Annotated in this window: 13 protein-coding genes; 11 read left to right on the forward strand and 2 right to left on the reverse strand. The window is 69.3% G+C overall.

Annotated elements, in window-relative coordinates:
* The 3 genes from AB4Y99_RS19750 to cobJ all read left to right on the forward strand — a co-directional run.
* Window positions 1-84 (forward strand): precorrin-8X methylmutase (locus tag AB4Y99_RS19750; RefSeq protein ID WP_441524510.1); only part of this gene is annotated, 84 nt, incomplete at its 5' end.
* A gap of 4 nt (window positions 85-88) precedes the next feature.
* Window positions 89-829, forward strand: a complete 741-nt coding sequence (locus AB4Y99_RS19755) for a precorrin-2 C(20)-methyltransferase (RefSeq protein ID WP_441524502.1) — start codon at window positions 89-91, stop codon at window positions 827-829.
* A complete protein-coding gene (cobJ, locus tag AB4Y99_RS19760) occupies window positions 826-1,617 on the forward strand; it encodes a precorrin-3B C(17)-methyltransferase (RefSeq protein WP_441524503.1) in 792 nt (263 codons plus the stop codon). The genes AB4Y99_RS19755 and cobJ overlap by 4 nt, the downstream gene beginning before the upstream one ends.
* Here the strand turns inward: cobJ and AB4Y99_RS19765 are convergent.
* Window positions 1,560-2,324: a cobalt-precorrin-6A reductase gene (locus AB4Y99_RS19765; RefSeq protein WP_441524504.1), complete on the reverse strand. Its 765-nt coding sequence runs from the start codon at window positions 2,322-2,324 to the stop codon at window positions 1,560-1,562. The two genes, cobJ and AB4Y99_RS19765, sit on opposite strands and share 58 nt — an antisense overlap.
* On the opposite strand from AB4Y99_RS19765, the gene cbiE reads away from it, so the two are divergent.
* From cbiE to bluB, 5 genes are all read left to right on the forward strand, one after another.
* Window positions 2,323-3,570 carry a precorrin-6y C5,15-methyltransferase (decarboxylating) subunit CbiE gene (cbiE, locus tag AB4Y99_RS19770; RefSeq protein WP_441524505.1) on the forward strand — a complete coding sequence of 416 codons (1,248 nt, stop codon included), beginning with the start codon at window positions 2,323-2,325 and terminating at the stop codon, window positions 3,568-3,570. The genes AB4Y99_RS19765 and cbiE overlap by 2 nt on opposite strands.
* A 160-nt stretch (window positions 3,571-3,730) precedes the next feature.
* A complete protein-coding gene (locus tag AB4Y99_RS19775; protein WP_441524506.1) occupies window positions 3,731-4,120 on the forward strand; it encodes a cobalamin biosynthesis protein in 390 nt (129 codons plus the stop codon).
* 13 nt (window positions 4,121-4,133) lie between these two features.
* Window positions 4,134-4,898, forward strand: a complete 765-nt coding sequence (gene cobM / locus AB4Y99_RS19780; RefSeq protein WP_441524507.1) for a precorrin-4 C(11)-methyltransferase — start codon at window positions 4,134-4,136, stop codon at window positions 4,896-4,898.
* A complete protein-coding gene (locus tag AB4Y99_RS19785) occupies window positions 4,895-6,220 on the forward strand; it encodes a cobyrinate a,c-diamide synthase (RefSeq protein WP_441524508.1) in 1,326 nt (441 codons plus the stop codon). The genes cobM and AB4Y99_RS19785 overlap by 4 nt, the downstream gene beginning before the upstream one ends.
* Window positions 6,217-6,831, forward strand: coding sequence for a 5,6-dimethylbenzimidazole synthase (bluB, locus tag AB4Y99_RS19790; protein ID WP_441524509.1), 615 nt, complete (start codon window positions 6,217-6,219; stop codon window positions 6,829-6,831). The genes AB4Y99_RS19785 and bluB overlap by 4 nt, the downstream gene beginning before the upstream one ends.
* 137 nt (window positions 6,832-6,968) lie before the next feature.
* Here bluB and AB4Y99_RS19795 read toward each other — a convergent pair whose 3' ends face one another.
* Window positions 6,969-8,633 (reverse strand): caspase family protein, encoded by a 1,665-nt coding sequence (locus tag AB4Y99_RS19795; RefSeq protein ID WP_142022307.1) that lies wholly within the window; start codon window positions 8,631-8,633, stop codon window positions 6,969-6,971.
* A 410-nt stretch (window positions 8,634-9,043) separates the two neighbouring features.
* Between AB4Y99_RS19795 and AB4Y99_RS19800 the strand changes: the two genes are divergently transcribed.
* From AB4Y99_RS19800 to AB4Y99_RS19810, 3 genes are all read left to right on the forward strand, one after another.
* The gene (locus AB4Y99_RS19800) at window positions 9,044-9,811 is read left to right on the forward strand and encodes an ABC transporter ATP-binding protein (RefSeq protein ID WP_112765205.1); all 768 of its coding nucleotides are present in this window, start codon (window positions 9,044-9,046) and stop codon (window positions 9,809-9,811) included.
* The gene (locus AB4Y99_RS19805; protein WP_133565893.1) at window positions 9,798-10,544 is read left to right on the forward strand and encodes an ABC transporter ATP-binding protein; all 747 of its coding nucleotides are present in this window, start codon (window positions 9,798-9,800) and stop codon (window positions 10,542-10,544) included. The genes AB4Y99_RS19800 and AB4Y99_RS19805 overlap by 14 nt, the downstream gene beginning before the upstream one ends.
* A 67-nt stretch (window positions 10,545-10,611) precedes the next feature.
* A partial coding sequence (locus AB4Y99_RS19810; RefSeq protein WP_441524511.1) for an ABC transporter substrate-binding protein occupies window positions 10,612-11,235 on the forward strand: 624 nt, incomplete at its 3' end.

An 11,235-nucleotide genomic window follows, 5' to 3' on the forward strand; every position in this document is an offset into this window, starting at 1 on the left:
CCCTTCCTCGTGGTGCATGGGCGGCGCGGCGGCTCGGCGATGGCGGCGGCAGCCGTCAATGCGCTGGCGCAGGACAAGGAATAGCCAGGTGAGCGGGACAGTGAAGAGCCTGCTCTACGGCGTCGGCCTCGGGCCGGGCGCACCGGATCTGATGACGGTCAGGGCCCGCGAGATCATCCTCTCGGCCGACCGGCTCGTGCATTTCTGCAAGCGCGGCCGGCGCGGCAATGCCCGTGGCACGGCCGACGCGATCATCGCGCCCGATCCGGCCCGCGAGATCGWRCTCGCCTTTCCGGTGACGAYCGAGGCCAATGTCGGCGAGCCCGATTATGACGGACCGATCGCCGCCTTCTACGAGGAGGCGGCCGAACGGCTCGCGGCCGAGATGCAGGCCGGGCGGACGCTCGCCGTGCTCTGCGACGGCGACCCGTTCTTCTACGGCTCCTTCATGCATCTGTGGCGGCGGCTCTCCCCGCGCTTCCCGACCGAGATCGTGCCCGGCGTCACCGGCATGACCGGCGCCTGGGGCGAGGCCGGTGCGCCGATCACCTGGGGCGACGACGTCATGACCGTGCTGCCCGGCACGCTGCCGGAGGCGGAGCTGGCGCGCCGCCTCGCCGATACCGACGCCGCCGTGATCATGAAGCTCGGCCGCAATCTGCCGAAGGTGCGCCGGGCGCTTGTGGCCGCCGGGCTGGAAGGGCGCGCGATCTATGTCGAGCGCGCGACCATGGCGCGGCAGGTCGTGGCGCGTCTCGCCGACAAGGTCGATGACGAGGCTCCCTATTTCGCGATGGTGCTGGTGCCCGGCGAAGGGCGACGCCTGTGACCGGTTCCCTCACCATCGTCGGCCTCGGCCCGGGCACGGCGGAGTGGATTACGCCGGCCGCGCAGGCGGCGCTCGATGCCGCGACCGACATCGTCGGCTACGGCCCCTATGTCGACCGGGTGCCGGAGCGGGAGGGACTGACCAAGCACGCCTCCGACAACCGCGTCGAGGTCGAACGGGCCTCCCATGCGCTGCGGCTGGCGGCGGAGGGCCGCAAGGTCGCGGTCGTCTCAGGCGGCGATCCCGGCGTCTTCGCCATGGCGGCGGCTGTGTTCGAGGCGCTTGAGGYCGGCCCCGCCGAATGGCGTGCACTTCCGATCACGGTGGAACCCGGCATCACCGCGATGCTGGCAGCGGCTGCGAAGGCCGGGGCCCCGCTGGGCGGCGATTTCTGCGCGATCTCGCTCTCGGACAATCTCAAGCCCTGGGACGTCGTGACGGCACGGCTCGGAGCCGCACTCGCGGCCGATTTCGTGATCTGCCTCTACAATCCGATCTCGAAGGCGCGGCCCTGGCAGCTCGGCAAGGCGCTGGAGCTGGCGGCGGAGCATCGCGCGCCGGAGGCGCCGGTGCTCTTCGCCCGCGCCGTCGGACGGCCGGGCGAGAGCCTGCGCATCTTGACGCTGRCCGAAGCTATCGCGGCCGCGGGCACGGCCGATATGGCGACCCTGGTGATGATCGGCGCGTCCAGCACGCGGTTGATCGCGCGCGAGGGCGGAGCCCCTTACGTCTACACGCCGCGCTCGGTGACGAAGAGCCCCTGCGTCACCAGCCAGGGCAGGACCTGATCGATATGATCGACGGTCTCGACATCGGGCTTGGGCGGGCGCTCAACCATCACCACCGGCAGGCAGAGCCGGCGCGCGGCCGTGAGCTTGCCGACGGTCGCCGGCCCGCCCGAATTCTTGCTGACCAGGACCTCGACGCCTTCGCGGCGCATCAGATCCTCCTCGTCGTCGGCGTCGAAGGGACCGCGCTGCTGGATGACGTCGACATGCGGCACCGGCAAGCGATCGCCGATCGGCTCGATGGCGCGCACCAGATAGCGATGCTGCGGCGCATCGGCGAAGGCTGGCAATTCGAGGCGGCCGACGGTCAGGAAGACCCGCCGGGGTTCACGTCCCAGCGCCTGGACCGCCGCCTCGATGTCCGGCACGGACTTCCAGCGGTCGCCGTCGCGCGGTTTCCAGGAATCGCGCCGGATCGCCAGCAGCGGCACGCCTTCCGCCTTGCAGGCATGCTCGGCATGGAAGGGCATGATCGCAGCGAAGGGATGGGTCGCATCGACGACGGCGACGATGCCCTCCTCGACGAGGTAGCGCCTGAGACCCTCGATGCCGCCGAAGCCGCCGATCCGCACCGGCAGATTCGTCGGCCGGGGATCGACGGTATGCCCCGCCAGCGAGATAATGGCACGAATTTCGGGAGCCTGATCAGCCAGAAGCTGGTCAAGCGCAGCAGCTTCGCTCGTTCCGCCAAGGATGAGGACGGTCATGCCGGCAGTCTTACGTGAATCGGTTATTCTGTCGAGCCGCCCGGCTTCGCCCTGGCTCTCACTGATCGGCCTCGGGGAAGATGGCGCCGCCGGACTCTGCCGAGAAGCGCTCGCGGCGCTGAACGAAGCCGAGATCGTCTTCGGCGGCGAGCGGCATATCGCGCTGGTCGGCTCCGTCCCCGGCGAGCTTCGCTCCTGGCCGCAGCCCTTCCGCAACGCCCTGCCGCAGATTCTGAAGGAGCGCGGCCGCAAGGTCTGCGTGCTCGCGACGAGCGACCCGTTCCATTACGGCATCGGCAACAGCCTGAGCCGGGCGATCCCGCCCGAGGAGATGCGGATCATCCCGCAGCTCTCCTCCTTCTCGATGGCCTGTACGCGGATGCGCTGGCCGCAGGAGGAATGCGCGCTGGTCTCGCTGCATGGCCGCACGCTCTACCGGATCGTGCCGCATCTGCAGCCCGATGCCCGCATCCTCGCTTTGTCCTGGGACGAGACGACGCCGCGAGCCGTCGCCGAACTGATGACCGCGCGCGGCATGGGCGCAAGCCGCATCACCGTGATGGAATCGCTCGGCGGCCCGCAGGAGCGCATCCGCGAATGCCGCGCCGATGCTTTCGACCTGAACGACATCGTGCCGCTCAACCTGATCGCGGCCGAGGTCGCGGCCACCCGCGACTCGCGCATCCTGCCGCTGACGCCGGGGCTCGACGAGGAATGGTTCGCCCATGACGGGCAGATCACCAAATCGGAGATCCGCGCCATCACGCTGTCGGCGCTGGCGCCGCGCGCCGGCGAATTGCTCTGGGATGTCGGGGCCGGGTCGGGCTCGGTCGCCGTCGAATGGTGCCAGCGCCACACCCGCAACCGGGCCATCGCCTTCGAGGCCCGCGCCGAGCGGGCCGAGCGGATCGCCCGCAACCGGCTCGAGCTCGGCGGGCTCGCCGTCGAGGTGGTGGGCGCGGCGCCGGCCGGCTTCGTCGGACAGGAGGCGCCGGACGCCGTCTTCATCGGCGGCGGCCTGACGGAGGAGGGGTTGTTCGACGCCGCCTGGGCGGCGCTGAAGCCGGGCGGCCGGCTCGTCGCCAATGTCGTCACCCTCGAGGGCGAGGCGAAGCTCGCCGCGCTCCATGCCGAACATGGCGGCTCGCTCAGGCGCATCTCGATCGACCGGCTGGCGCCGGTCGGCGGCAAGCATGGCTGGCGCCCGGCGATGCCGGTGACGCAGTGGCGGGTCGAGAAGCCTTGAAGGCCGCTTCGCGTTCCCTCTCCTCCATCGACAGTCCGGACAAGCCGCAAAGCGGCGCCGATCCGGAATCCATCGGAGGGCTCGGCGTTCTACGATGGATTCCAGGTCTCCGCTTCGCTACGCCCGGAATGACGGCGCGGGTCGAACGGAGTGCGCAACCATGACCGCCCGCCTCGTCGCCGGCATCGGCATCAGGCCCGGCACGAAGGCTGCCGACATCCTCGCCTGCCTCGACGAGGCTCTGGCGATCGCCGGGCTTTCCGGCATGGCGACGCCGCGCTTCGCCACGCTGGCGAGCCGCGCCGCCGAGGCCGGCATGGTCGCGGCCGCCGCCAACCGTTCGGCCGAGCTCGTCGCCATCCCCGACGAGGCGCTGAAGGGATACGAAGCCGCCTGCGCCACGCGCTCGACCCGGATCGCCTCGCTCTACGGCGTCGGCTCGGTGGCGGAAGCCGCCGCGCTCGCCGGCGCCGGGCCGGGCGGCACGCTGGTGCAGCCGCGCATCGCGACCGGGCGCGTCACCTGCGCGCTCGCCAGGACAGCACCATGAAACCGCTCCGCGCATGACCATCCATTTCATCGGCGCCGGCCCCGGCGCGCCCGACCTCATCACCTTGCGCGGGCGCGATCTCATCGCGGCTGCACCCGTCTGCCTCTATGCGGGATCGCTGATCCCGCAGGCCATGCTGGGCTGGTGCCCGCCCGGTGCGCGCATCATCGACACCGCCCCGCTCGATCTCGACGCCATCATTGCCGAGATGGAAGCTGCGCATCAGGCCGGGCAGGACGTCGCGCGCCTACATTCCGGCGACCTCTCGATCTGGAGCGCGGTGGGCGAGCAGATGCGCCGGCTCGATGCGCTGGGGATTCCCTATACGGTGACGCCGGGCGTGCCGGCTTTCGCTGCCGCGGCCGCCGCGCTGAAACGCGAATTGACGCTGCCCGGCGTGGCACAATCGCTGGTGCTGACGCGCACCTCCGGCCGTGCCTCTTCCATGCCGGAAAAGGAGACGCTCGCGACCTTCGCGGCTTCCGGCGCGACGCTCGCCATCCATCTCTCGATCCATGTGATCGAGCAGGTCGTGGCGGAGCTGACGCCCTTCTATGGCTCGGATTGCCCGGTCGCCGTGGTGTTCCGGGCGACATGGCCGGACGAGACGGTGCTCAGCGGCTCGCTTGCGACCATCGCCGCGCAGGTGAGGGCGGGCGCGCTGGAGCGTACGGCGCTGATCCTGGTCGGGCCGGCGCTGGCAGCCGACGATTTCGTCGAGAGCGCGCTTTATTCAGCCGGCTATGATCGCCGCTTCCGGCCGGGGGGTGGCACGTGATCGCGCGCGGGCTTCTCATCGCCGCGCCGCGCTCCGGCTCCGGCAAGACGACGATCACGCTCGGGCTGCAACGCGCGCTCGTGCGGCGCGGACTCACGGTACGCGGGCTGAAATGCGGGCCGGATTATATCGATCCCGCCTTCCACGCCGCTGCGACGGGCGCAGCGAGCGCCAATCTCGACAGCTACGCGATGTCGGACGGGCTGCTCGGGCACATAGCGGGCGAGGCGGCGGATGGCGCCGACATCGTCATCGCCGAAGGCTCGATGGGGCTGTTCGACGCCGTGCCGGGCGCGGCCGGCCATACCGGCGCCAGCGCCGACATCGCCGCGCTGCTGGGCTGGCCGATCGTGCTCGTCATCGACGTCTCCGGGCAGGCGCAATCGGCGGCGGCCGTTGCGCTCGGCTGCAAGGTTTACGACCCGCGCATCCGCGTCGCCGGCGTCATCCTCAACAAGGTCGCGAGCGCGCGCCACGAGCGATTGGTGCGGCAGGGCATGGAGCTGATCGGCCTGCCCRTGCTCGGCGCGTTGCCGCGCGAGGCGAGCCTGATCCTGCCCGAGCGCCATCTCGGGCTGGTGCAGGCCGGCGAGACGGCCGATCTGCATGCCAGGCTCGACGCCCTGGCCGAAGCCGTGTCCGCCGCCGTCGATCTCGAGGCCGTCATCGCGGCCGCCGGGGAGACGCGACTGCCTCCGGCGGAGACGGCGACACCGCCGCTGCCTCCGCCCGGCCGACGCATCGCGATTGCGCGCGATGCCGCCTTCTCCTTCGTCTATCCGCATGTCGAGGCCGGCTGGCGGGCGGCGGGCGCCGAGATCCTTCCCTTCTCGCCGCTGAGAGACGAGCCGCCGCCGGAGGATTGCGACGCCTGCTGGCTGCCGGGCGGCTATCCCGAACTCCATGCCGGCACGCTCGCTGCCGCCGGCCGCTTCCTCGGAGGCTTGCGCCGCTTCTCCGAAACCCGCCCGGTCCACGGCGAATGCGGCGGCTACATGGTACTGGGACGCAAGCTCACCGACGCCGACGGGGTGACGCACGCCATGGCGGGGCTGCTCTCGGTCGAGACCTCCTTCGCGAAGCGGAAGATGAATCTCGGCTATCGCCGCGCGGTGCTGGAGGCGGATGGTCGGCTCGGCCCGGCCGGCACGGCGCTGACGGGGCACGAATTCCACTATGCGAGCATCGTCACGCAAGGCGATGACCCGCCCTTCGCCACCGTCCGCGACCCGCATGGTTCGCCTCCCGCCGTCGCGGGAAGCCGCCGCGGCCTGGTGACGGGTTCGTTCTTTCACGCCATCGCGACGGCGGAATCGGCGTGAGCGGCCCCCCGGCCTTCGACCCGGGCTTCGCGCAGCAATTTGCGGAGCTGCTGCGCTGGCGGCGCGATGTGCGGCGGTTCAGACGGGACCCGGTTCCCGCCGGGCTGATCGACGACCTGCTCGCGCAGACGCAGCTTTCGCCCTCGGTCGGGCATTCGCAGCCCTGGCGCTGGCTCGCGGTCGCTAAAGCAGCCCAGCGCGTGGCGGTGCAGGCGAGCTTCCGCCGCTGCAACGCCGAGGCGCTGGCCGCCTATGAAGGCGAGCGGGCCGCTCTCTATGCCCGGCTCAAGCTCGAGGGTCTGCGCGAGGCCCCCGTGCAGTTCGCCGTGTTCTGCGACCACGGCACGCAACGCGGCCACGGCCTCGGTCGGCAGACCATGCCGGAAATGCTGGATTATTCGGTCGTCGCGGCGATCACGCAGTTCTGGCTGGCGGCGCGCATCCACGGCCTCGGCGTCGGCTGGGTCTCGATCCTCGAACCCGCCGAGATCGCTGCCTCGCTGGGCGCGCCGCCGGAGTGGAAGCTGATCGCCTATCTCTGCATCGGCTGGCCGGAAGAGGAATGCGCCGTGCCGGAACTGGTCAAGGCGGGCTGGGAAACCGGGCGATAAGCCAGGACCGCACGGGCGGAGCCCGAGGCGATGGGCGCGCGTCCCGAACCCGTCGACAAAGCGTCGCCCCTGGCCGACCTACATAACAAAGAGCCGGCCCGAGGGCCGGCTCTTCATGTCCCGCTCAATCCCGTGCCTCAGCGGCCGCGCAGGATGCCGCCCATGATGGCGCCGCCGAGGATCGAGCCGAAGGCGGCCGCACCAGCTGAATCGCCCGTCGCGTCGCCGCGCTGCCGCACCCGGCCCTGATAGCCAGTGCTGGTGGTGCCGGCGCGCGGGGTGCCGGAGCTGGCAACGCCGCGCTCGCGAGCGAGGTCGCGCTGATACATCTCGTCACCTTCATAGGTGATCTTGCGGGTGGCCGCCGTGCCGCCCTTGCGCTCGACCGTCCTGCTCTTCTTCTCGGTGGCAGCCTTCGCTTCATCCGCGAGCAGGCGCTGGTAGGCGGGCTCGCTCTGCGCGCGCAGCGCCGTCGCCTGCAAGGCCGTGAGGAAGCCGGTCTCCGGCACGCTGCGCGACTTCTGCCAGTCCTGGATCGCCTTGCGCTGGCCCGGCCCGAAATTCGCGGCGAGCTTGCCGGGCTGGAAGCCGGCGACGCGCAGGCGGGTCTGCAGCTCGCGCCGGCCCTTCGCGTCGAGCTTCATCGCAGCCTCGGTCTGGGCAGTGCCGATCTCCTTCTTCAGCGCCTCATCGGTCACGGCGGGAGCAGCGGCAGCGGCGGCCGTCGCGGCATTGGCCGGCGGCGTCGCCGCCTCCAGGCTCGCGAGCCGGTTGCGCGCGAAKGTGGCGAACTGGCCGGAGGGGAAGGCGTCGAGATAGGCGCGATAGTCGGCCGCGGAATTGCCGCGCTCCGCCACTTCCCAAGTCTTGATATCGATCTGGCCGCGGTCGAAGACCGGTGCCGCCGGCATGGTCGGCGCGGGCACCGCCGCATTGATCGCCTTGGCCGCGTCGGCGCTGCCGCCGGCCACGTCGGTCGCGGAGGCGGCCGCCAGCTTCAGCGTCGGGTTCAGCTTGAACTCACCGATGATCGAGGAATTGGTCCAGGGCTTCTGCTTCTTGCCCGTCGATTCCCAGACATCGGCGCGGACGCGGTCCATCACCGTGGTGATCGACACTTCGGGCGTCTCGATATGCTTCAGCAGCGCATCGGTGAAGGGGCTGTGCCCGTCCTTCTCGCCGTCGAGCGCGGTCGCGCGCGGATCGGTGGCGAAGGCGATCAGGATGCCGGAGGCGGACTGCGTCTCGATCGGCGTCAGGCCACGGGTCACGGCGCGCGACCTGGCGGCAAGCTGGGACGCGAAAGGATTGTCGCGGCAGGCATCGAGGATGACGATGTTGACCCGCTCGTCACGCTGCATCTGGCGCAGGATGAGCTGGATATTGACGGCACGGAAATCGAGATCGGCCTCCGAACGCAGCGAGGCATCGACCGGAATGAGGTAGTTCTCATCGCCCACGGCGATGCCGTGACCGGCATAATAGACCAGCCCGGCCTTGGCGCCGTCGAGCCTCTGGGCGAACTGACGCACCAGATTGGTCATGTCGTCCATCTTGAGGTCGTAGCCCTCGACCACCTCGAAGCCGAGACGCTTGAGCGCCGCCGAGACACCCTTGGCATCGCGCATCGGGTTGGCCAGCGGCGGCACCGCCGAATAGGCGCTGTTGCCGATGACGAGCGCGACGCGGCGCTCGGGAACGGCGGCATGGGCTGCCGGGGCAAGCGCCACAGCACAGAGCACCAGCGCAAAGGCCACGGCCATTCGGGCACGGAACACCGAAATGCGAGTCGCGACGCTCACGACAACCTCCCAGCTCAATCATGCGCGCATCGCGGCCAACTGTGGCCACTCGCGCGACGGGACACGCCTAAAATATCAAAATAGCGGTGATCGAAGGCAGTCACATTTCTACCGCAATCACCCCGACCGGTAAACCAGCTTTCCCTTGGTCGCAGCCCATCCGCGATGGGTTCAAAGCGATGCCGGCCAACCACCCGGGAAATCGCGCGCAGCCTGCGCGTGCGGGCGCGCACCGCGCATCCTTCATTCGCATGACAAGGGCGGCATAAGACAAAGGGATGAGATCAGGCGCCAGACGGCGTCCAGGGCGGGAGCGAACGTTGACTTATGCCTGGAGCGCGGTGCAGCATGACATGCAAGGGGAAACGATAAACCAAGAAAGACGAAGCTGATGAAGGTCAGTATTCCGCATGCCTGAAGATATTATTTTGTCGACTTCAGGTTTGACCAAGGAATTCGCCGGCTTTACGGCGGTCAGCGGCGTCGACCTCAAGGTCAAGCGCGGCTCGATTCATGCGCTGATCGGGCCGAACGGAGCGGGCAAGACGACCTGTTTCAACCTGCTGACCAAGTTCCTCCCGCCGACGCGCGGGACGATCATCTATAACGGTCGCGACATCACCGGCGAGAAGCCGGCCGAGATCGCCCGGCTTGGCCTCGTTCGCTCCTTCCAGATCTCGGCCGTTTTTCCGCAGCTCTCCGTCCTGACCAATGTCCGCATCGCGCTGCAGCGCAAGCGCGGCGACTCCTTCGATTTCTGGCGCTCGGAGCGCAGCCTGAAGAACCTCGACGCCGAGGCGCGGCGGCTGGTCGAGGCGGTCGGCCTCTCCCCCTTCCTCGAACTGACCGCAGGCGAACTCTCCTATGGGCGCAAGCGCGCGCTGGAGATCGCGACGACGCTGGCGCTCGAACCCGAGATGCTGCTGCTCGACGAGCCGATGGCCGGCATGGGCCGCGAGGACATCGAGCGGATCGAGGCGCTGATCCGCAAGGTCTCGGCCGAGCGCACCATTCTGATGGTCGAGCACAATCTCTCGGTCGTCGCCTCGCTCTGCGACCGCATCACCGTGCTGGCGCGCGGCCAGGTGCTGGCGGAGGGCGACTACGCCACCGTCTCGAAGGATCCGCGCGTGGTCGAGGCCTATATCGGCTCGGGAGGCGGACATGGCCATCACTGAAGCCGCCCGGGCCCCGGCCGCCGCGGCCGGCACCGCGCCCTTGCTGAAAGTGCGCGGGCTCGAGGCCTGGTACGGCGAATCCCATGTGCTTCACGGCATCGACCTCGACGTCGCGCCGGGCGAGGTGGTGACGCTGCTCGGCCGCAACGGCGCCGGCAAGACCACGACGCTGAAATCGATCATGGGCGTCATCGGCAAGCGCAAGGGCTCGGTCGTGCTGGAGGGCAAGGAGACGATCGACCTGCCCTCGCGCGCCATCGCCCGGCTCGGCATCGGCTTCGTGCCGGAGGAGCGCGGCATCTATGCCTCGCTCTCGGTCGAGGAGAACCTGATGCTGCCGCCGCAGGTGCGCCCCGGCGGGCTGTCGCTGGAGCGCATCTTCACGCTGTTCCCGAACATCAAGGAGCGGCTGAAGAGCCAGGGCACCAAGCTCTCGGGCGGCGAACAGCAAATGCTGGCGATCGGGCGCATCCTGCGCACCGGCGCCCATCTCCTCCTGCTCGACGAGCCGACCGAGGGGCTCGCGCCGGTGATCATCGAGCAGATCGGCCGCACCATCGCGGAGCTGAAGCAGGAAGGCTTCACCATCATCCTGGTCGAGCAGAATTTCCGCTTCGCCCAGACGGTCGCAGACCGGCACTATGTCGTCGAGCAGGGCAAGGTCATCGACATGATCCCCAATGCCGAGCTCGACGCCAATATCGACAAGCTCCACCGCTATCTCGGGGTCTGACCCGCTCAGCGCCCCGCAATCAGAAAAGCGCCGGGAAACGCCGGCATCCACCTCAGGGAGAACGATGATGAAGCTGAAGACCTTCCTCGCGACGAGCGCGCTCGCCGTCCTATTGGCAAGCCCGGCCTTCGCCCAGCAGATCTCGGTCAAGGCCGGCGTGCTGAACGACCGCTCGGGCCTCTATGCCGACCTCGCCGGCGAGGGCTCCGTCGTCGCCGCCCGCATGGCGGTCGAGGACTTCAAGGCGGCCGAGAAGGGCATSAAGGTCGAGATCGTCTCGGCCGAYCAYCAGAACAAGCCGGATGTCGGCTCGACCATCGCGCGGCAATGGTACGATCAGGACGGCGTCGACCTGATCCTCGACGTGCCGACCTCCTCGGTCGCGCTCGCCGTCAGCCAGATCACCAAGGAAAAGAACAAGATCAACATCAACTCCGGCGCCGGCTCCTCGGACCTGACCGGCAAGGCCTGCAACGCCAACACSATCCACTGGACCTATGACACCTAYGCSYTSGCSCAGGGCACSGGCGGCGCCATGGTGAAGGCCGGYGGCGACAGCTGGTTCTTCCTSACCGCCGACTACGCCTTCGGCCATGCGCTGGAGCGCGACGCGACCGCGACCATCACCAAGGCCGGCGGCAAGGTGCTCGGCTCGGTCAAGACGCCGTTCCCGGGCACTGACTTCTCGTCC

This window comes from Allobosea sp. TAB14 (assembly GCF_052113865.1).
Classification (GTDB): Bacteria; Pseudomonadota; Alphaproteobacteria; order Rhizobiales; family Beijerinckiaceae; genus Allobosea; species Allobosea spartocytisi.

Excerpts from the sequence above, each read along its gene's own strand:
- cbiE (WP_441524505.1), top strand. The coding sequence starts at position 2,323 with ATGCCGGCAGTCTTACGTGAATCGGTTATTCTGTCGAGCCGCCCGGCT.
- AB4Y99_RS19765 (WP_441524504.1), bottom strand. The coding sequence starts at position 2,324 with ATGACCGTCCTCATCCTTGGCGGAACGAGCGAAGCTGCTGCGCTTGAC.
- AB4Y99_RS19775 (WP_441524506.1), top strand. The coding sequence starts at position 3,731 with ATGACCGCCCGCCTCGTCGCCGGCATCGGCATCAGGCCCGGCACGAAG.
- cobM (WP_441524507.1), top strand. The coding sequence starts at position 4,134 with ATGACCATCCATTTCATCGGCGCCGGCCCCGGCGCGCCCGACCTCATC.
- AB4Y99_RS19800 (WP_112765205.1), top strand. The coding sequence starts at position 9,044 with ATGCCTGAAGATATTATTTTGTCGACTTCAGGTTTGACCAAGGAATTC.
- AB4Y99_RS19805 (WP_133565893.1), top strand. The coding sequence starts at position 9,798 with ATGGCCATCACTGAAGCCGCCCGGGCCCCGGCCGCCGCGGCCGGCACC.